Below are 18471 nucleotides of genomic sequence, written 5' to 3'. Positions count from 1 at the left end.
CACACAACGTCTCGTGGCTTGCTATCAGGTTGGGATTAGATAAGCCAAATGTATAAATTTATGACTGAACTTCCAAGTACAAAACCAACTTTGGAGTTTGCCCGAAAGCCCAACTTGCAGCAAACCGCTGTTGTGTGCCAGCCTTTTTTTAGATTTTTATTCCTTTTACGAGTTTATATTCCGTTGATTGTGTTCCATATTGAGCTTTTACGCTTTCTTTTAAACGTTGGCAAAGTGCAGAAAGGTTTACATATTTTACAATTCGGTTATCACGAACTATTTTCAATTGTCCAAATTCTTGAATTGAGTTTGTGTTGATTTGTGTTGCCATATCTCGTTTCTGTTTTAGGTTTGATGCGCTACATTCCGAGTTCGCTGGCGAGTAATTTCCGCCGAAAGTTTCTAATGTTACGATTAAATCTGAAAATGTTTGCAATATTGTTCCATATGAACGTTCCGATTGGCTCACATTTTCGTTTGTTGCGCCGCTTGATGCTTTTGCGACTTTAATTCCTCTAATTTTAGTTACTAAATTTGCAATATTTTGCGCTTCTTTAGAGTTTTTTCCGAATATTGAACGCACATTTGCAATAACTGGTGTAACTATTTTAGCAATTGAGTTCGATTCTTTTGTAAATATCTTCTGTTTTGCGTCAACAACCATAGAGTAGGATTGGAGTTTACTCGCAACTTCTGCGTTATTGTTAGATAACTCTTGCATTTTACTATTTAAGTTTGCAATTGATAACTCTGCGTTAAGTTCGGTATAATTTCCGAACGATTGAATATGAGTTGCTAATGCTTGTGCGTTTTCTAATCTTTTACCGAATGAATTCTCTGAAATACTTGCCATATATTATTTAATTATAGCACAACATAATTATTGTACTATAGCAAATGTAATGAATATTGCAATATAATATTCGATTACTGCAAAATAATTTTATTCTTATGATAGAAAATAAGTAAGTTATAAAATAAAAATATTATGCTTGTGCAATAAAGTTTTTTGATAGTTTATAATATATTTAAATATATGTTACAAAATATTAAGATTCATTATAATATTGTTAATGTAGAATATTTTCTTTTGCGTTTCTGTCGCTCGAAGGTTGCACACAACTCGTAAATATACGCAACTGCTAAAAACGCAGTTATCTCATTTACAGCTATTTATAACAATCTATTTAAAAAACGCATTGCGTTTTTTAAATAGATTTTGATTTCAAATCCAAATATATATAAATTTTTCCTACATAATATCATCCAAAGGACTTTTTATTTTTCGTAAACTCCCATCTGAAACATTCGTGTACAACAATGTTGTCCGAATATCCTTGTGACCCAAAAGCTCTTGTATAAAACGAACATCAGTGCCATTATCCAACAAGTGTGTTGCAAAACTATGGCGCAAGCTATGAATTCCAACTGATTTTCTAATTCCAGCCTTTAATAATGCATCTTTAAAAATCTGCTGTGCGCTCCGAGCGCTATATTTTCCGCCATACTGACCCTCAAATAAAAATTCCTTCGGTTTATACTCCACAAAATAGGCTCGTAATTGCAACAAAATGCTCTCTGGCAAATTTACATAACGATCTTTCTTCCCTTTAGCTCTTTCTACAAAAACCTGCATGGTCTTACTATCAATATCGCAAACCTTCAAGTTCACAATCTCTGAAACCCGTAAACCCATTCCATAACTCAATTTCAGCAACGTGTTATGTTTCAGGTTCGCAGTCAAATCAAAAAGACGTTTCAAATCACCTACAGCAATAACCTTTGGTAATTGTGAATGTTTTTTAGGGCGCGGAATGTCTATAAAAAAATTCTCTTTACCCAAAACCTTTTCAAAATAAAACTTAATGGCATTCAATCTACTATGCAGCGTGTTTTCTGTAAGTCGCAAATCATTAATGCAATACAACATATAGGATCGAATTCGCTCTGAATCACAATGATTTACACTATTGTTTTTCAAACTAAAAAGCAATTGCCCAAATTCATTCATATAGGTACGCAAGGTATTAGGACTGTATCCTTTAAGTTGCAAAGTCTCCACAAATCTTCCAAAAGCAGGCCTATTGACCATACAAATTTTGGATAAAAAGGAACTTTCATAACTTGGAATTTCTAAACCAAAACGAATTCGATACGCCACAACATCAGGAACATACCAGCACCTATTCGACTGGCTCCACTGGCAACCTGTCCAACTCTTAATCTCCTTTACAGTCTCTTTATCATAATCAAAACACAAAAAAATCACATTTTGCTCTCTATGAATTCCGGGCTTATACGCAATTAAAACACTCATAATTTATATATAAACACTAAGTTATAAAAAATTAAAAAACAGCAGAGTAAATTCTTATATTTTTTTTAAAATAAACCAATTCCACTCCAGAATTCACATTATACTGGTGCAGAATTATTTACCTTAAATTCACTTTTTTAAATCGCAAAAAAATCATTGAAATCTATGGTATCTGTATTCAAAAAAATATAAAATAAATTGGTGAAATCTGTGTTTTAAATTTTACATTTGTAACAACACAAACAAACTAAATGGAACTAAAACTCAATAAACCAATCTGCTTTTTCGATCTAGAAACCACAGGAATCGACATTGGAAAAGATCGAATTGTAGAAATTTCAATATTTAAAGTTTTCCCAAACGGTAATAAAGAAAGTAAAACGTGGTTAGTCAATCCCACAATACCAATTCCAGCACAAACTACAGCAGTACACGGAATTACTGACGAAAAAGTAGCCAACGAACCCACCTTCAACGAATTGGCTTCGCAAGTTTATAATATGATAAAAGATTCAGATTTGGCAGGATTTAATTCCGATAGGTTTGATATTCCGTTATTAGCCGAAGAATTATTGCGTGCAGGAGTTGATTTTGATATGAAAGGTAGAGTTTCTGTCGATGTACAAACCGTTTTTCATAAAATGGAAGAACGTACCTTAGGCGCAGCACTAAAATTTTACACTGGAAAATCTTTAGAAAATGCCCATTCTGCCGAAGCGGACACGATGGCAACTTATGAAATCTTAAAAGCTCAACTCGATAGATATCCAGAATTAGAAAATGATATGAAATCACTTTCAGAGTTCACAACCCGTAAAAAAATTGCTGATTTTGCAGGAATGATAGCTTTTGACAAAGACAATGAAGAGGTTTTTACCTTCGGGAAACACAAAGGGACTAAAGTTGATAAAGTATTAGAGGCTGAACCAGGTTATTTCAGTTGGATTCAAAATGCGGATTTCCCATTATATACCAAAAAAGTTTTAACAGCAATTAAGTTAAGAAAGTTAAATACTAAAAGTTAGAAGTTAGAGGCAGGAAGTATAAAGTTACAATATTTTAATCTTCCAACTTCCAACTTCCAACTTCCAACTTCCAACTTCCAACTCAAAAAAAATGAAAATAATCTGCATAGGTCGCAACTATTCTGACCATATTAACGAGTTACAAAACGATCGCCCAACAGAACCAGTGGTTTTCTTAAAGCCAGATTCGGCAGTTTTATTAAAGCAACATCCTTTTGTTATTCCTGAATTTTCAAATGATATACACCACGAAATTGAACTTATTGTAAGAATCAATAAAGTAGGCAAATATATTGATACAAAATTTGCACATAAATATTATGATGAAATAAGTGTCGGAATCGATTTTACAGCCCGTGATTTACAACAAAAGTTGAAAGAAAAAGGTTTGCCTTGGGAAAAAGCAAAAGCATTTGATGGATCTGCAGTAATTGGAGAATTTTTACAAAAAAATACGTTCAATTCATTAGAAAATGTTAAATTTGAACTAACCAATAATGGTAAAACAGTACAAATAGGAAATGCCAATGAAATGTTGTGGAAGATTGATGAACTAATTAGTTATGTTTCTCAATATTTCACATTAAAAATTGGAGATATTATTTTTACAGGAACACCTTCGGGAGTTGCAAAAGTAAATCCTGACGATGTTTTAGAAGGTTTTTTAGAAGGAAATAAATTATTCAGAATACAAGTAAAATAAATGGCAATACACTACAATTTAGCAAAAGTTTATGCAATTTCAGATGACGACAAAGAGTTTGTATTACAAATACTCAATCTTTTTGTGACTGAAGTACCCGAGGATTTACAACAAATTAAAGAAGGTATCAAAGAAAAAAATCACAGTCAAGTGTACAGTTTTGCTCACAAAACCAAACCCACGCTTGATTTATTGGGCTTAGAAAATGCCTATGAAGAAATTCTTCAAATTGAGCAATGGACAAAAAACTTAGGCAAGAAAAAAGAAATTGAAGAAGTTTTTAAAAGTCTCTCCAGAAGAGTAGATGCTGCTTTGTCAGAAGTCAAAAAAGATTTCAGCTTATAAGTATGTTAAAATGTAAACAGCAATTAGCTGGATTTTAAATCTGAAATCGAATATAAATAATCTAATATTTCAATGAAAGCAACTATAGTAACCGTAGGTGACGAAATTCTTATTGGTCAAATTGTAGATACAAATTCAGGAATTATAGCTAAATCACTCGACAAAATTGGCATTAGTGTCTACGAAATGCGTTCCATTACCGATGATAAAAACCATATTCTAAAAACACTTTCGTCACTTCAAAATAAAGTCGACATTGTCATTATTACGGGTGGATTAGGGCCGACCAAAGACGATATTACTAAAAAAACATTGTGCGAATATTTTGAAGATGAATTAGTTTCAGACAGCAAAGTTTTAGATCACGTAACACAGTTAATCGAGCACTATTTCAAACGACCAATTACCCAACTCAATAAAGACCAAGCACTTGTTCCTTCAAAATGCGAAGTCCTTTTCAATCAATTGGGAACTGCTCCAGGAATGTGGATGCAAAAAGAAAATACCGTTTTTATATCGTTACCAGGTGTGCCGTATGAGATGAAATATTTAATGAAAAATGAGGTAATTCCTAAATTGATAGCCAAATTTGAAAGACCATTCATTATTCATAAAACCCTTTTAACGTATGGTGTTGGAGAAAGTTTATTAGCTGAAAGAATAGAAAATTGGGAAGACAACTTACCCGAAATGATTAAATTAGCTTATTTGCCAAGTCCAGGGCGAGTTCGTTTGCGATTGACAGCCCGCGGAAAAGAGGAAGAGTTGTTGCAAAACGAATTGAAAATACAAATAGAAAAATTACAACCCTTAATTTCAGATTGCTTAGTTGGCTTTGAAGAAGACGAAACCATCGAAGTTGTTTTAGGGCGATTGTTGACAGAAAAAACACTAACGATTGCCACTGCTGAAAGTTGTACAGGCGGAAAAATAGCTTCCAAAATAACTTCGGTTTCAGGGTCATCAAACTATTTTAAAGGAAGTGTGGTTAGTTATGCAACCGAAGCTAAAATCGATGTTTTGGGCGTTTCGCAAGACTTAATCAATCAACATTCAGTAGTAAGTGCAGCTGTGGTAGAAGAAATGGCCTTGAAAGCACAAGAAATCTTTAAAACCGATTTTGCTATTGCAACCACCGGAAATGCAGGTCCAAACAAAGGCGATGCTGATGCGGAAATTGGAACTGTTTTTATCGCAATAGCAACTCCAAAAGGCGTTTTTTCTGAAGAATTTAATTTTGGGCAACCTCGAGAAAAAGTCATCGACAGAACCGTAAACAAAGGATTGGAAATAATTTATAAAGAAATTTTAAAAAACTATTAAATTTAATTTGCGACAATCATTTATTTTTTGTTATTTTGCACTCTGAATTTTGAATAACGATAAAACATAAGATAATGTCAAGAGTTTGTGACCTTACTGGTAAAAGAGCGATGGTAGGAAATAACGTTTCTCACGCAATGAACAAGACAAAGAGAAAATTCTCTGTAAACTTGATCAAAAAACGTTTTTACCTTCCTGAAGAAGATAGATGGATTACTTTAAGAGTAGCAGCTTCTACAATTAAAACGATTAATAAAAATGGAATTTCTGCAGTTTTGAAAAAAGCGCAGACAGAAGGATTTATCAAATAATCTGGTCCTAAAAACTATATAGCAAGATGGCAAAGAAAGGCAACAGAATCCAAGTAATTTTAGAATGTACAGAGCATAAAGCTTCTGGCGTAGCTGGAACTTCACGTTACATTACAACTAAAAACAAAAAAAATACTCCAGATCGTTTGGAGATTAAAAAATTCAATCCAGTATTGAAAAGAGTAACTGTTCATAAAGAAATTAAATAATATAAGTCATGGCAAAGAAAACCGTAGCAACTTTACAAACAGCTTCTAAGAGATTATCAAAAGCAATTAAAATGGTAAGATCTCCTAAAACTGGTGCATACACTTTTGTTGAGTCTATTATGACTCCAGAAGAGGTAGATACATTCTTGAAAAAGAAATAATCAAATACAACAATATACTAAAGCTACTTTCTTTCGGAAGTAGCTTTTTTATTTTATATTTGCAAGTAAAATTTTTTAAGAGCAAAATATTCGGGCATTTTAACAAACCATTTTCTGCTGTACGCTAAATCTTTTCTCCCGAAAACAAAGTGAGAAAAAGGATATTGCTTCCATCAGGGCTTAACGAATATTTTTGATTTCTATTATGTTTATAATTTTAAAAATATTAAAATAGCTAAGATTTACAATTCGAATCTAAAAATTCGTAATTCGTAATTCGTAATTCCTAAATCACATGAGTTTTTTTAAAAAATTATTCTCTTCCGATAAGAAGGAAAATCTAGACAAAGGTCTAGAAAAATCAAGTACTTCTTTCTTTTCAAAACTAACCAAAGTTGTTGCCGGAAAATCTAAAGTAGATGATGATGTTCTTGATAATTTAGAAGAAGTACTCGTGTCTTCGGATGTGGGTGTCGATACTACCCTAAAAATAATTAAGCGAATTGAAGCACGAGTTGCTGAGGATAAATACCTAGGAACAGACGAACTCAATAAAATACTTCGGGAAGAAATTGCTGGACTTTTATCCGAAACCAATAGAGGCGAAGCTACCGAATTTGATATTCCAGCCAACAAAAAACCGTATGTAATGATGGTTGTAGGTGTCAATGGTGTTGGGAAAACCACTACCATTGGTAAACTTGCCAATCAATTCAAAAAAGCTGGATTCAAAGTAGTCCTCGGAGCAGGTGATACTTTTAGAGCTGCAGCTATTGATCAATTGCAAATTTGGGCCGATAGAGTAGGAGTGCCTATTGTAAAACAGCAAATGGGAAGTGATCCAGCATCCGTAGCATTCGATACGCTACAAAGTGCAGTAGCACAAAATGCCGATGTGGTAATTATTGATACAGCAGGTCGTTTGCACAACAAAGTGGGTTTAATGAACGAATTGACCAAGATAAAACGAGTAATGGAAAAAGTAATTCCAGATGCGCCACACGATGTAATGCTGGTTCTTGATGGATCAACAGGTCAAAATGCTTTCGAACAAGCCAAACAATTTACTGCAGCTACCGAAGTGACTTGCCTTGCAGTTACAAAACTGGACGGAACTGCTAAAGGTGGAGTTGTTATAGGAATTTCTGATCAGTTTCAAATTCCAGTGAAGTATATTGGAGTGGGTGAAGGTATTGACGATTTACAAGTGTTTAATAAATATGAATTTGTTGATTCATTCTTTAAATAAAATGAAGGAATATTACAATAATCTCAAGCCGTTGCATTTGTTTTTGTTTGGAACAGCTCTTATGCTTTTAGCACGAACTGCCAAAGAAAATTTAGGTTTTGAAATGGGTTGCCTTTTTGCGGCACTTTTTTTGTATATTTTGGCTTTGGTGAAGTATGTTAAAAAAAAGGAATAGGTTTTGCATTACCTAAAAAAAAAGCTGTTGTATATTCTGTTTTCTACCACAACATTTTTTCTTGTAACTCAGCGTTCCAAAATGTTCCCGTTTCCATTTCGGTTTCTATTAATTTAAATATTCCGTTTGCAGAAAACTCTGTTGATAATGGTGCGCCTTCTGTAGATAATTTTGTCTTTACCCAGCCTGGGTGAATTGAATTTACATTTATATTTCTATCTTTTAATCTTGCAGATAAAGTTTTTGTATACATATTTAATGCAGATTTTGACATTCTATATGCTGTTGAATCAATTTTAGAAACAGTGTTCAAGGTTGCCATAATTGAAGAAATATTTAAAATTTTTCCGTTTTTATTTACAAAATCCAAAATAGTTTCAGTAAAATTCACAAGACCAAAAACATTAGTTTCAAAAGTTGATCTTAAACTTTCTAAATCGGGTGCAGTTTTGTCTAAATCGGGTGCAATTCCGGCATTATTTATTAAAATATCAATTCCTTTGAATTTAGTTCTAATTATTGAGTTTGCATTTTCAATAGATTTTTGATTTGTCAAATCTAATGCTACAACAAATAGGTTTTCAGAATTAATATTTTCAATTTTTCCATTTCTTGAAGTTCCAATTACAAAATAATTCTCTGCAATTAGTTTTTCGACTAAAGCATTTCCTATTCCTGAATTTGCACCTGTTATAAGTGCGATTTTGGTATTAGATTCCATTTTTTCTTTTACTTTTTTTTTGGTAATAATAGTATACAACAATACGATTATGGAATCAATTTTTGTAAAACGATAAATTCCAGCTTTTGCTTCGGTAATCCAAATTCAGGATTATCCATAGGGAAAGGTTCTCTTTTTCCAGTATCCAGATAACCGTGGCGTTTATACCAAGCGATAAGTTCTTCTCGAACAGAAATTACGGTCATCACTATTTTTGATAAGCTTAATTCAAAAGCATAATCTTCAGCAAATTTTAATAATTTTTTGCCAATGCCACTATTTTGTAATTCGGGTGAAACGGTAAGCATTCCTAAATATAGTTTATTCTCTTTTTTTACAAGTAATACACAACCAATTGTTTTTTGATTTTCTACAAACTTAAAAATAGAAGTATTTGGTTCTTGAATGATTTCTAATAGCTCTTTTTCAGAGGTTCTAATTCCTTCTAGAATATTAGCCTCTGTTGTCCAGCCTATTTTAGAAGTTTCACCTCTGTAAGCAGAATTTATTAAACTATTTAGTCCCGAAATATCTTCTAAATTTGCTTTTGAAATCATAATTATTTATAACGTCTATCTTTTATTTAAAACAAACTAGATAGGATTTTATATAGCATTTACAATCGCCACAAAATCTTCTGCATTCAAAGCAGCACCGCCTATCAACCCGCCATCAACATCTGATTTCGAGAAAATTTCTTGTGCATTGTCTGGTTTTACGCTTCCTCCATATAAAATGGAAACATCATCAGCAATATTTCCATATTGTTTTCTAACAGTTTCACGAATAAATTGATGCATTTCTTGCGCTTGTTCTGGACTTGCAGTTTCGCCAGTTCCAATGGCCCAAACCGGTTCGTAAGCCAAGACAATATTTGCCCAAGCACTTTCTGGAAGATTGAATAATCCGTCACGCAATTGTCCTTCCACAATATTAAAATGGCTGTTGGTTGTTCTATCTTTTAATTCTTCACCAAAGCAGAATATAACCGTCATTTCGTGTTTCAAAGCGGTTTCCACTTTGTTGGCAATCAAGGCATCACTTTCGTGAAAATAAGCACGACGTTCCGAATGTCCTAAAATAACAGTATTTACGCCAATGCTTTTCAGCATATCTACCGAAATTTCGCCAGTAAAAGCGCCACCTTCCGCCTGATGCATATTTTGTGCAGCGACACGAATATTGGTAAATTCCGTATGATCGACAGCAGAAGCCAAGTTTACAAATGTTGGGGCAATAATCACTTTAACATCTGTATCAGTTGGTAATTTATCTATCAATTCGTTGATTAAATCTTCGGTTTGTTCAGCATTTTTGTTCATTTTCCAGTTGCCAGCCACTATTTTAGTTCTCATTATTGGATACTTTTTAAAGTGTTATTTATTTTTTCAAAATCGGTTTCAATGGCGCGATACAAAACAATTTTTCCAGTTTTGTCCACAATAATATATCGTGGAATCCAATCCAAATCGATAGCTTTCCCAAAGGTACCTTTCATACCATCTTTTACCAAAAAATGGTCGCCACTTAATTCGTGTTTTTTGATTCCTTCCAACCATTTCTCCGAGGTTTTATCCATCGAAAGGAACAAGTAGGTAACATCAGGGTTGTTGGCTTGTAACTCTTTTAGTTTGGGAATATTTTTCACGCAATCACTGCACCATGAAGCCCAAGCTTCAATCACCAATGTTTTTCCCTCATACTTTTTTAAAATATCTTGAAATACAACTTGACTTCCATCGGTTGCAGTTAATTTTTCAGACAAGGCTTCTTTGGAAAATTCTGTTTTTTGAGCATTGGAACACGAAACATTCAAAATAACAGCAGATAAAATACACAGTAATTTTTTCATTTTTTTATTATTTAAGTTTTTATAGATTCAAAATAAAGTTTCAATTGCTGAACACTCAGTACTGATCACTTTTTACAATTTCAATTTCTCAATATCATTAAAATGTGCCTTTTGCTTTATAGTTCCTTTTTGTAAAACCACAATGCTTGGATTGCTTCTTTCAATAGTTTTTAAAGTAGTGGCATCACAAAAATAGAAATCAAAAGTCATTTTATTTTCTTTTTTAACTTTTTCAATGGCAGTTTTGTCCGAAGCAGAAAGTGCAATTACTTTGTATCCTTTTGATTTTGCTTTTTGGTGGAAAGCTTCCATTTTGGATAAACCTTCTGGATTTGATTTTTCTAGATTATACATAACTAAAAACATCATTTTTTCTTCGTTTAATATTTCGGAAACATAATCGGTTCCGTCTTTTTCTAACGTGAAATCGTGAATAGGAGGAACGTATCCTTCAGTTATTAATTTGTCTTTTCTTTCCACGAAATTGGCACCTTCTGGAAGATTCATCAATTGTTTGTCTGAAAATTCTTTGTTGACACCGTTTACGTTATACACAAATATCATTTCGTACACTGATTTTTGCGCTCCAGCAGGATATTCCATTCCTTTTTGAATGTTTTTTCCAACGGCAAAAGCTCTAAAATCGATTACCGGCAAATGATTTAACACATAATATCCTAAAAAGCAAGAGGCTACAAGTCCTAAAACAGAAACTATCATTGCAAATTTTTGACTAAATAATGTTGTAATGTGTTTTTGTCCGAAGAATAAAATCAAGATAAAAAATAATAACACAATGTCTTTGGTAAACGATTGCCAAGGTGTTAATTTTAAAGCATCTCCAAAACAACCACAGTCTTTCACTACATTAAAATAGGCTGAATAAAAAGTTAGAAATGTGAAAAATAAGATAAGCAAAAGTAAACTCCAAACCGTGAATTTCACTTTGTAACCTACTAAAAGCATTACACCTAATACTACTTCTAGAATTACCACAAACAAAGCCAAAGCTAGCGTGAATGGTAATAAAAAAGGCATATCAAAAACAGGTTGTCCAAAATATTCGTCTAATTTATACGAAAAACCAACAGGATCGTTTAACTTGATTAATCCTGAGATGATGAATAATATTCCGACGAAAAGGCGTGAAAAGTGAACTAGGTATTTCATAATAGTTTATTTTAAATTCTAATTTTTTTAAATTCCAAATAGCAAAAGACAAATTCCAAATAAATTCCAATTTTTTTAAATTTCAAAAGACAAAACTTTTGATTTTCAAGTTTTATTGGTGTTTTCTTAGGTTGATTTTTCTAGTATGGAAGACAGAATTTTTTTAAGTTCTGTTGCTTCTTGTTTTAAAATTTCGAACTCTTTTTCAAATTCGGGATTGGTTGTTAGCAACAATGTCAATCAATAATTACTTTCTTTGGCTTTTTTTCTGCATATTTTAATTCGGTAACAAAAATCTTTTTTACTCAAAGATTCATTCGCTTCAATATAATTTGCACCCACAGAACCTGAAGAACGAACCACTTGCTTACCATCTTCAATATTAATTATCGTTTTTGGCATTCTCTTCAATAATAATCTGACATTCTTTGCAAATTCTAAAGTTCTTTCTTCTAAATCATAAATTTTTTGGCTCATTTTTTTATTTTTATCGGCTTATATTAATCGTTTTGGTTTTGAATTTTGAAAATTAAAATTTTGAATTTATTTGTAATTTGTCTTTTGATTTTTAGAATTTAAATTTAATTTTTTTCCATTAAAATTAAAGCAAAAACTGCATAATTAATCATATCTTGATAATTAGCATCAATTCCTTCCGAAACTAAAGTTTTTCCTTTATTATCTTCAATTTGTTTGACACGCAGAATTTTTTGCAAAATCAAATCAGTCAATGAACTCACACGCATATCACGCCAAGCTTCTCCATAATCGTGATTTTTGTTTTCCATTAATTCTTTAGTGAGTTGCACTTTTTCATCATATAATTGGACAGCTTCTTCAGTACTCAAGTCAGGTTGTGTCGCCACGCCTTTGTCCAACTGAATCAGAGCCATTATTGAATAGTTGATGATGCCAATAAACTCCGATTTTTCATCTTCATCAACTTTTCGGATTTCGTTTTCTTGTAAACTTCGAATGCGTTGCGCCTTGATAAATATTTGGTCAGTTAATGATGGCAAACGCAAAATACGCCAAGCAGCACCGTAATCTTTCATTTTTTTGGAATATAAATCTCTACAAATTTTGATTATAGAATCGTATTGTTGTGAAGTATTGGTCATTATTAAATTATATTTGTATCAAATTTGCTCAAAAATAAAACTTTTTGAGCAATTTCAATAGCATTAGCAACAACAATTTCAATTTAAAAATGACAATCAACTGTAAAGGACAACTTATCGATTTATCCACACCCAAAGTAATGGGAATTTTGAACGTCACACCAGATTCTTTCTACGATGGCGGAAAGTTTGCATCTGAAAAAAGTCTTTTACTTCAAGTGGAAAAAATGTTGACTGATGGTGCTACTTTTATTGACATTGGAGCACAATCGAGTAAACCCAATGCAGAAATTGTAACTGTGGAGGAAGAATTGAAAAGAATAGTTTCGGTCGTAGATGTAATTCTGAAACAATTCCCAGAAACGATTCTTTCGATAGATACTTTTAACAGCAAAGTAGCTCAAATTTGTATTGAAAATGGTGCTGCGATAATCAATGATATTTCTGCTGGAAGTTTGGATGAAATGATGTTTGAAACGGTTGCCAAACTCCAAGTTCCTTATATTATGATGCATTTGCGTGGCACACCACAAACAATGCAAAAATTGACTAATTATGATGATTTGCTCAAAGATGTTTTGTTTTATTTTTCTGAGAAAGTAGCAAAAGCCAGAAGTTTCGGAATCAACGATTTGATTGTAGATCCAGGTTTTGGTTTTGCAAAAACGATTGAACAAAATTTTGAATTATTAAATAAATTGGAATTGTTTCAAATACTTGAATTGCCTATTTTAGCTGGTATTTCTCGTAAATCGATGATTTATAAAACATTAGAGACGAATGCCGAAAATGCATTGAATGGCACTTCAGTTTTAAACACAATTGCATTGACGAAAGGTATCAATATTTTGCGTGTTCACGATGTGAAAGAAGCGGTGGAATGTGTGAAGTTGTATGATAGAATGTTATAAATTCTATGGTTTGTCACACTGAGCTTGTCGAATTGTGTATTTTTATGAAAAGGGCTTCGACAAGCTCAGCTTGACATTATTGAAACTAAATTTCTTCTTCGTGCGTTACAAACTGAGAATCGTACAATTTTCTGTAATATCCATTATCTTTTTGTAGCAATTGATGATGCGTTCCTTTTTCGACCACAATTCCTTTGTCTAGAACTACAATTTTGTCAGCGTTTATAACCGTTGTTAATCGGTGTGCAATGACAATAGAAGTTCTGTTTTTAGTAATTGTATCCGTTGCTTTTTGGATTAATTCTTCCAAATAATTATCTATCGATGAAGTGGCTTCGTCCAATATTAAAATACTTGGTTTGCTGACATAAGCTCTCAAGAAAGCAATCAATTGGCGTTGTCCTGAAGACAGCATATTGCCTCGTTCTTTCACATTATAATCGAATCCGCCAGGTAAACTCATTATAAAATCGTGAGCGCCAATTTCTTTTGCCGCTTTAATTACGGTTTCTCTTGAAATGGATTCATTGTTTAAAGTAATGTTGTTATGAATGGTATCAGCAAATAGAAAAACATCTTGTAAAACCACAGCAATTTGAACTCGAAGGCTATCCAACTCGTAATTGGTAATATCCTGATTGTCAATAGAAATAGTACCTGATTTTATTTCGTAGAAACGATTCAATAAATTAATTATGGTTGATTTACCAGCTCCAGTTGCACCAACAATGGCGACCATTTCACCTTCTTTTACAGATAGATTAATACCTTTAAGCACATCTTCATCGGCTTTGTAGCCAAAAGTCACATTATTGAAATCTATTTTTCCTTTAAAATTAGGTGCAATTTGCTTGCCTTTGTCTTGAATATGACTGTTGGTGTCCAAAACTTCAAACACACGATTGGCAGCAATCATCCCCATTTGCATTTCGTTAAATTTATCTGCAATTTGGCGCAATGGGGTAAAGAAAATAGCAATGTACATTGTGTAGGCAAATAAATCTCCGAAACTTGTTAATCCGTCGCCGTTAAGAATATGGATGCCTCCATACCAAACAATACAACTTAGTGTTAACGATGAAATGATATCGGCAATGGGAAAAAAGATGGAGTTGTACCAAACGTTTTTTACCCAAGCTACTCGATGTTTGTTATTTATTTCTTTAAATTTTTCGAGTTCAATAGTTTCACGAGTAAAAAGTTGTACGATTTTCATTCCTGTAACACGTTCTTGCACAAACGTGTTCATATTGGCAATTTGGTTTCGTACTTCTTCAAAAGCACCTTGCATTTTTTTCTGAAAAACGCGTGTGGCATAAATTAATATGGGCATTGCTGCGATGACAATCATCGTTAATTTCCAGTTCATATAAAGCATAAATCCTAGAACGACAACCATTTTGAGCAAATCACTAATAATCATAAACAAACCTTGACTGAAAATTCGAGCAATAGATTCAATATCAGAAACCGAACGAGTCACTAATTTTCCAACAGGTTCGTGGTCAAAATAACTCATTTTGAAACTGGTCATATGTTTAAAAAGTTTTATTCTTATGTCTTTAATGATGTCTTGACCGAGCCAATTTGCCCAAAAAACAAAGTAAAACTGCGATAAAACCTCCAATAGAAGTACTACTCCAATAATAACAACATAGAGTAATAAACCTTGTTCGTCTTTGGTGCGAATGTAGCTATCAACTGTGTTTTTTAATAAAAAAGGGCGAAGTGCTGCAAAAACAGATAGTAAAATTGCCCAAACAATCACACTGTAATAGCGGGTTTTGTATGGTTTGGTATATTCTAAAATTCTCTTGAAAAGAGTGGTATCGAATGCTTTCATTTGATGTATGGATAATCAATATTGGTTAGAAATAAACCTTTTGCTGGAACGGAAAAACCTGCGTTTTCCCGATTTCTATCTTCAATAATTTGTATAAAATCTTGTTTTGTAATTTTGTGTAAACCTATATTTACTAATGTTCCCACGATGGCTCGAACCATATTTCGGAGAAATCTATCGGCAGTAATCTTGAAAATTAAGCTTTCTTTTTCTTTTGTCCAAATCGCTTCTGTTATTTTACAGTTAAAAGTATTTACATCGGTATTTACTTTTGAAAAACACTGAAAATCGGTAAAATCCAATAATAATTTGGCCGCTTCGTTCATTGCTTCCAAATCTAAATCTTTGGTGGCATACCAAGAGAGTTCGGAATTGAATGCATTTTTGTAGGTCGAAATATGATATTGGTAGGTTCTTGAAGTAGCATCGAATCTGGCGTGAGCATTATTGTGAACGGGAATTATATCGTAAATAACAATATCATTTGGTAAAAAAGAATTGGCTTTGTGGATAAATTTTGCATTGTCAATAATAATATCGGTATCAAAATGTCCAAACATTTGTGAAGCGTGAACACCTGTATCGGTTCTTCCTGCTCCCATAATGTCAATTTCTTGGTGTAGCAATGTGGAGAAAACTTTGTTCAAAGTTTCTTGAACCGAAGTGGCATTGGGTTGGTATTGCCAACCGTGATAGTGCGTTCCGTTGTATGCAAATTGAATGAAATATCTCAAAACTAAAAAAATAATTTTTTACAAAGATAAAGGAAATTGACTTTAAGTTTTAATAATGCTTACAAGGTTTTTGAAACCTTATAGGATTTAAGCTAAAAAAAAACAGAGAACTAATGTCCTCTGAATTTTAGAATTAAGTAAGTATTATCTTTTTCCGTATCCACGATCGTGACCGTTTCCGTGGTTTTTACCTCTTCTGTCATCGTCATCATCGTCATCACGGTGTTTGTTATTGTGTTTGTAGTGGTGTTTGTCATTATAAACTACGGCTACGTGATTGCTTCTTCTGTTGTGATTGTGTCCATAATATTCTTCTCTATAATTTCTGTGATTATCACGGTAATATCTTGTGCGGTGGTTATCAAAATGGGCATAAGGCGAACGACCTCTGTAATCCAAAACGACCCTGTATCCACGATTCATATCGTAATTATGACAATATTCTGGTAAACTTCTTGAGCGTATCCAACCGTTTCCACCCAAGTAAATATATACAGAAGAACGAACATCGTAGTAACATTCTATTTCTGGCATATACACATATTGTACATCTTCCTCGTAATTATTGCACCAATCTGGTCTTCCACCAATGTTTAAATTGATTGACACTTGGGCAGAAGATTCTAGTGAAAGAAACACTATAAATGCGGCTAAAATAAATTTTAAATTTTTCATAATTCTGGGTGTTAAATTGATAATTTCTAAAATAATTTGTTTGTTATTTATCAATTTTCAATAACTGTGCCAAAAACTATTAATTATTATCAGTTCGTTAAAAATTTAACAAATAGCGATATACTTTTTCTGTTGGTAAACCCACCACATTGGTATAAGAACCATCAATGTTTACAATCCCTACAAGACCAATCCATTCTTGAATTCCGTAACTTCCTGCTTTGTCAAATGGTTTGTAATTATCCAAATAATATTTTATAGATTCATCTGATAATTCTCCAAAAGTAACTTTGGTAGTATCGTTAATAATCTCTGTTTTGTATTTGGTTTTAAAACAAACCGATGTGATTACTTCGTGGGTTTGATTGGACAATTCTTGAAGCATTTGGAAGGCATCGTCATATTTTGTTGGTTTCCCCAACGCTTTTCCATTAAGCCAAACTAGTGTGTCGCTTGTGATTAGCAATTCGTTTTCGAGCAATTCACCATCAAATGCGGCAGCTTTTAGTTGGGCTAAATAATCTGTAATTTCTAAGGATTGTAGTGTTTCTGGAAAAATTTCTTCAATCTCTTTCAGACGAATTTCGAAATCTAAATCTAAATTTCTGAAAAATTCTTGTCTTCTTGGTGATCCTGATGCGAGAATTATTTTGATGTTTTTTAATTTCTTATGCAACATAATACATTTTATTTAAGGCAATTATCGTTATAGAAATAATACCAAAAAAGACAACCAATTTCAGAACATTACTCAAATGGGTATACTCTTTTTTGGTTTTTGCAGACCCTATTTTGATTGAAAAATAAAGTAGAGGTCCAATAATAAATGCTAAAATATATACTGTAGCATATTGCAACTGGAACAAATAGTTATAAACGTAATATAGAATACAAAATATAGGAACAAAGCTCAATGCAAAAACTAATTTGGTGGTTTTGGATTCGCCCAAAACAATTGGAAGTGTTTTCATACCTTGTTTGTAATCTCCTTTAATATCCTCTAAATCCTTAACTATTTCTCGAATAAAGTTGATGATAAAGGTAATAATCGCATAATCTATTAACACAGAAAAAACAATACGCATTTGTGTTCTATTGTCGTCAGCTGTGGCTGGAAATATCATAAATAATCCAATGATTATAATGCTTAACGACAACATTGTGGCTACTACAACATTTCCCACAATTAGTACTTGTTTTAAACTTGTAGCATAAATATAAAGCAATGCTGATGGAAGTATAAAAACTAACAAAAAGCTTGGTCTTATTATTACATTAGACAAATAAAAACCAATGCAAACTCCAGTTAATGTGAATCCAATATACAAGTTGTAAGCCATAGTTTCTGAAATGGATTTTCCAACCACAACATCTTTAGGTTTGTTTTCTAAATCGGAATCTTGATCCATTATGTTGTTGATAATATAACCGCCAGCCGCAATGCAAACAGTCGATAAAACCAATAAAAAATATTGCCAATTGGCAAGTGCTAGGTCTATTTTTTCTAATTTTAAAAAACCAAAACAGAAAATGAGTTGCATAAAAGCAAGGAGTAGCAGGTTTTGGTAGCGAATGAGTTTTAGGTATTTCATATTTTTAGTATTCAGTATTCAGTATTCAGTATTC

24 protein-coding genes are annotated in these 18471 nt (G+C 32.6%); 10 read left to right on the top strand and 14 right to left on the bottom strand.

All coding sequences use genetic code 11. The features are described from left to right. Window positions 1-148: 148 nt before the first annotated feature. Together RMO70_RS14630 and RMO70_RS14625 are read right to left on the bottom strand one after the other, a co-directional pair. A complete protein-coding gene (locus RMO70_RS14630) occupies window positions 149-853 on the bottom strand; it encodes a hypothetical protein (RefSeq protein WP_310557182.1) in 705 nt (234 codons plus the stop codon). 399 nt (window positions 854-1252) lie between these two features. Further along, window positions 1253-2317, bottom strand: a complete 1065-nt coding sequence (locus RMO70_RS14625; protein ID WP_310557181.1) for a tyrosine-type recombinase/integrase — start codon at window positions 2315-2317, stop codon at window positions 1253-1255. 251 nt (window positions 2318-2568) lie between these two features. Between RMO70_RS14625 and RMO70_RS14620 the strand changes: the two genes are divergently transcribed. The 9 genes from RMO70_RS14620 to RMO70_RS14580 all read left to right on the top strand — a co-directional run bounded on the left by RMO70_RS14620 (window position 2569) and on the right by RMO70_RS14580 (window position 7818). Next, window positions 2569-3342, top strand: coding sequence for a 3'-5' exonuclease (locus RMO70_RS14620; RefSeq protein ID WP_310557180.1), 774 nt, complete (start codon window positions 2569-2571; stop codon window positions 3340-3342). A 91-nt stretch (window positions 3343-3433) separates the two neighbouring features. Then, window positions 3434-4045, top strand: a complete 612-nt coding sequence (locus RMO70_RS14615) for a fumarylacetoacetate hydrolase family protein (RefSeq protein ID WP_310557179.1) — start codon at window positions 3434-3436, stop codon at window positions 4043-4045. Next, a complete protein-coding gene (locus RMO70_RS14610) occupies window positions 4046-4390 on the top strand; it encodes an Hpt domain-containing protein (protein ID WP_310557178.1) in 345 nt (114 codons plus the stop codon). It abuts the gene before it with no gap. Window positions 4391-4462: 72 nt separating this feature from the next. Continuing rightward, a complete protein-coding gene (locus RMO70_RS14605; protein WP_310557177.1) occupies window positions 4463-5713 on the top strand; it encodes a CinA family nicotinamide mononucleotide deamidase-related protein in 1251 nt (416 codons plus the stop codon). A gap of 74 nt (window positions 5714-5787) precedes the next feature. Further along, entirely contained in the window at window positions 5788-6024 is a 237-nt protein-coding gene (gene rpmB, locus RMO70_RS14600) for a 50S ribosomal protein L28 (RefSeq protein ID WP_135526203.1), read from the top strand. 26 nt (window positions 6025-6050) lie between these two features. Next, window positions 6051-6233, top strand: a complete 183-nt coding sequence (rpmG, locus tag RMO70_RS14595; protein ID WP_011963553.1) for a 50S ribosomal protein L33 — start codon at window positions 6051-6053, stop codon at window positions 6231-6233. 8 nt (window positions 6234-6241) lie between these two features. Continuing rightward, entirely contained in the window at window positions 6242-6394 is a 153-nt protein-coding gene (locus RMO70_RS14590) for a DUF4295 domain-containing protein (RefSeq protein ID WP_310557176.1), read from the top strand. A 295-nt stretch (window positions 6395-6689) separates the two neighbouring features. After that, window positions 6690-7643, top strand: coding sequence for a signal recognition particle-docking protein FtsY (ftsY, locus tag RMO70_RS14585; protein ID WP_310557175.1), 954 nt, complete (start codon window positions 6690-6692; stop codon window positions 7641-7643). Window position 7644: 1 nt separating this feature from the next. Next, window positions 7645-7818, top strand: a complete 174-nt coding sequence (locus RMO70_RS14580) for a hypothetical protein (RefSeq protein ID WP_310557174.1) — start codon at window positions 7645-7647, stop codon at window positions 7816-7818. Window positions 7819-7861: 43 nt separating this feature from the next. Here the strand turns inward: RMO70_RS14580 and RMO70_RS14575 are convergent, their stop codons facing one another. The 7 genes from RMO70_RS14575 to RMO70_RS14545 all read right to left on the bottom strand — a co-directional run bounded on the left by RMO70_RS14575 (window position 7862) and on the right by RMO70_RS14545 (window position 12682). Continuing rightward, window positions 7862-8539 (bottom strand): SDR family NAD(P)-dependent oxidoreductase, encoded by a 678-nt coding sequence (locus RMO70_RS14575; protein WP_310557173.1) that lies wholly within the window; start codon window positions 8537-8539, stop codon window positions 7862-7864. Window positions 8540-8586: 47 nt separating this feature from the next. Further along, on the bottom strand, window positions 8587-9096 hold the full coding sequence (locus tag RMO70_RS14570) for a GNAT family N-acetyltransferase (protein WP_310557172.1): 510 nt from the start codon (window positions 9094-9096) through the stop codon (window positions 8587-8589). A 48-nt stretch (window positions 9097-9144) separates the two neighbouring features. Continuing rightward, on the bottom strand, window positions 9145-9894 hold the full coding sequence (tpiA, locus tag RMO70_RS14565) for a triose-phosphate isomerase (RefSeq protein WP_310557171.1): 750 nt from the start codon (window positions 9892-9894) through the stop codon (window positions 9145-9147). Beyond that, window positions 9894-10391: a TlpA disulfide reductase family protein gene (locus RMO70_RS14560; RefSeq protein ID WP_310557170.1), complete on the bottom strand. Its 498-nt coding sequence runs from the start codon at window positions 10389-10391 to the stop codon at window positions 9894-9896. The genes tpiA and RMO70_RS14560 overlap by 1 nt, the downstream gene beginning before the upstream one ends. Window positions 10392-10463: 72 nt before the next feature. Further along, window positions 10464-11561 (bottom strand): BT_3928 family protein, encoded by a 1098-nt coding sequence (locus RMO70_RS14555; protein ID WP_310557169.1) that lies wholly within the window; start codon window positions 11559-11561, stop codon window positions 10464-10466. 240 nt (window positions 11562-11801) lie between these two features. Then, on the bottom strand, window positions 11802-12038 hold the full coding sequence (locus RMO70_RS14550) for a four helix bundle protein (RefSeq protein WP_310557168.1): 237 nt from the start codon (window positions 12036-12038) through the stop codon (window positions 11802-11804). A gap of 104 nt (window positions 12039-12142) precedes the next feature. Beyond that, complete coding sequence (locus RMO70_RS14545; protein ID WP_310557167.1) at window positions 12143-12682, bottom strand: DUF1599 domain-containing protein; 540 nt, start codon at window positions 12680-12682, stop codon at window positions 12143-12145. 89 nt (window positions 12683-12771) lie between these two features. Between RMO70_RS14545 and folP the strand changes: the two genes are divergently transcribed. Next, the gene (gene folP / locus RMO70_RS14540) at window positions 12772-13593 is read left to right on the top strand and encodes a dihydropteroate synthase (RefSeq protein ID WP_310557166.1); all 822 of its coding nucleotides are present in this window, start codon (window positions 12772-12774) and stop codon (window positions 13591-13593) included. Window positions 13594-13678: 85 nt separating this feature from the next. Here the strand turns inward: folP and RMO70_RS14535 are convergent, their stop codons facing one another. The 5 genes from RMO70_RS14535 to RMO70_RS14515 form a co-directional block, all read right to left on the bottom strand. Continuing rightward, the gene (locus tag RMO70_RS14535; RefSeq protein WP_310557165.1) at window positions 13679-15436 is read right to left on the bottom strand and encodes an ABC transporter ATP-binding protein; all 1758 of its coding nucleotides are present in this window, start codon (window positions 15434-15436) and stop codon (window positions 13679-13681) included. Next, the gene (gene truA / locus RMO70_RS14530) at window positions 15433-16170 is read right to left on the bottom strand and encodes a tRNA pseudouridine(38-40) synthase TruA (RefSeq protein WP_310557164.1); all 738 of its coding nucleotides are present in this window, start codon (window positions 16168-16170) and stop codon (window positions 15433-15435) included. The genes RMO70_RS14535 and truA overlap by 4 nt, the downstream gene beginning before the upstream one ends. Before the next feature lie 144 nt (window positions 16171-16314). Continuing rightward, window positions 16315-16845, bottom strand: coding sequence for a hypothetical protein (locus tag RMO70_RS14525; RefSeq protein ID WP_310557163.1), 531 nt, complete (start codon window positions 16843-16845; stop codon window positions 16315-16317). A 97-nt stretch (window positions 16846-16942) separates the two neighbouring features. Further along, window positions 16943-17524 carry a Maf-like protein gene (locus tag RMO70_RS14520; protein WP_310557162.1) on the bottom strand — a complete coding sequence of 194 codons (582 nt, stop codon included), beginning with the start codon at window positions 17522-17524 and terminating at the stop codon, window positions 16943-16945. After that, window positions 17514-18437: a geranylgeranylglycerol-phosphate geranylgeranyltransferase gene (locus tag RMO70_RS14515; protein ID WP_310557161.1), complete on the bottom strand. Its 924-nt coding sequence runs from the start codon at window positions 18435-18437 to the stop codon at window positions 17514-17516. The genes RMO70_RS14520 and RMO70_RS14515 overlap by 11 nt, the downstream gene beginning before the upstream one ends. Window positions 18438-18471: the final 34 nt, after the last annotated feature.

The organism is Flavobacterium sp. (genome assembly GCF_031422135.1).
GTDB lineage: Bacteria > Bacteroidota > Bacteroidia > Flavobacteriales > Flavobacteriaceae > Flavobacterium.
This window is presented reverse-complemented; position numbering and strand designations above follow the sequence as displayed.

Bases quoted from the DNA above. Each gene is read 5' to 3' on its own strand.
- RMO70_RS14630 (WP_310557182.1), bottom strand. From the start codon at position 853: ATGGCAAGTATTTCAGAGAATTCATTCGGTAAAAGATTAGAAAACGCA.
- RMO70_RS14625 (WP_310557181.1), bottom strand. From the start codon at position 2,317: ATGAGTGTTTTAATTGCGTATAAGCCCGGAATTCATAGAGAGCAAAAT.
- RMO70_RS14620 (WP_310557180.1), top strand. From the start codon at position 2,569: ATGGAACTAAAACTCAATAAACCAATCTGCTTTTTCGATCTAGAAACC.
- RMO70_RS14615 (WP_310557179.1), top strand. From the start codon at position 3,434: ATGAAAATAATCTGCATAGGTCGCAACTATTCTGACCATATTAACGAG.
- RMO70_RS14610 (WP_310557178.1), top strand. From the start codon at position 4,046: ATGGCAATACACTACAATTTAGCAAAAGTTTATGCAATTTCAGATGAC.
- RMO70_RS14605 (WP_310557177.1), top strand. From the start codon at position 4,463: ATGAAAGCAACTATAGTAACCGTAGGTGACGAAATTCTTATTGGTCAA.
- rpmB (WP_135526203.1), top strand. From the start codon at position 5,788: ATGTCAAGAGTTTGTGACCTTACTGGTAAAAGAGCGATGGTAGGAAAT.
- rpmG (WP_011963553.1), top strand. From the start codon at position 6,051: ATGGCAAAGAAAGGCAACAGAATCCAAGTAATTTTAGAATGTACAGAG.
- RMO70_RS14590 (WP_310557176.1), top strand. From the start codon at position 6,242: ATGGCAAAGAAAACCGTAGCAACTTTACAAACAGCTTCTAAGAGATTA.
- ftsY (WP_310557175.1), top strand. From the start codon at position 6,690: ATGAGTTTTTTTAAAAAATTATTCTCTTCCGATAAGAAGGAAAATCTA.
- RMO70_RS14580 (WP_310557174.1), top strand. From the start codon at position 7,645: ATGAAGGAATATTACAATAATCTCAAGCCGTTGCATTTGTTTTTGTTT.
- RMO70_RS14575 (WP_310557173.1), bottom strand. From the start codon at position 8,539: ATGGAATCTAATACCAAAATCGCACTTATAACAGGTGCAAATTCAGGA.
- RMO70_RS14570 (WP_310557172.1), bottom strand. From the start codon at position 9,096: ATGATTTCAAAAGCAAATTTAGAAGATATTTCGGGACTAAATAGTTTA.
- tpiA (WP_310557171.1), bottom strand. From the start codon at position 9,894: ATGAGAACTAAAATAGTGGCTGGCAACTGGAAAATGAACAAAAATGCT.
- RMO70_RS14560 (WP_310557170.1), bottom strand. From the start codon at position 10,391: ATGAAAAAATTACTGTGTATTTTATCTGCTGTTATTTTGAATGTTTCG.
- RMO70_RS14555 (WP_310557169.1), bottom strand. From the start codon at position 11,561: ATGAAATACCTAGTTCACTTTTCACGCCTTTTCGTCGGAATATTATTC.
- RMO70_RS14550 (WP_310557168.1), bottom strand. From the start codon at position 12,038: ATGAGCCAAAAAATTTATGATTTAGAAGAAAGAACTTTAGAATTTGCA.
- RMO70_RS14545 (WP_310557167.1), bottom strand. From the start codon at position 12,682: ATGACCAATACTTCACAACAATACGATTCTATAATCAAAATTTGTAGA.
- folP (WP_310557166.1), top strand. From the start codon at position 12,772: ATGACAATCAACTGTAAAGGACAACTTATCGATTTATCCACACCCAAA.
- RMO70_RS14535 (WP_310557165.1), bottom strand. From the start codon at position 15,436: ATGAAAGCATTCGATACCACTCTTTTCAAGAGAATTTTAGAATATACC.
- RMO70_RS14525 (WP_310557163.1), bottom strand. From the start codon at position 16,845: ATGAAAAATTTAAAATTTATTTTAGCCGCATTTATAGTGTTTCTTTCA.
- RMO70_RS14520 (WP_310557162.1), bottom strand. From the start codon at position 17,524: ATGTTGCATAAGAAATTAAAAAACATCAAAATAATTCTCGCATCAGGA.
- RMO70_RS14515 (WP_310557161.1), bottom strand. From the start codon at position 18,437: ATGAAATACCTAAAACTCATTCGCTACCAAAACCTGCTACTCCTTGCT.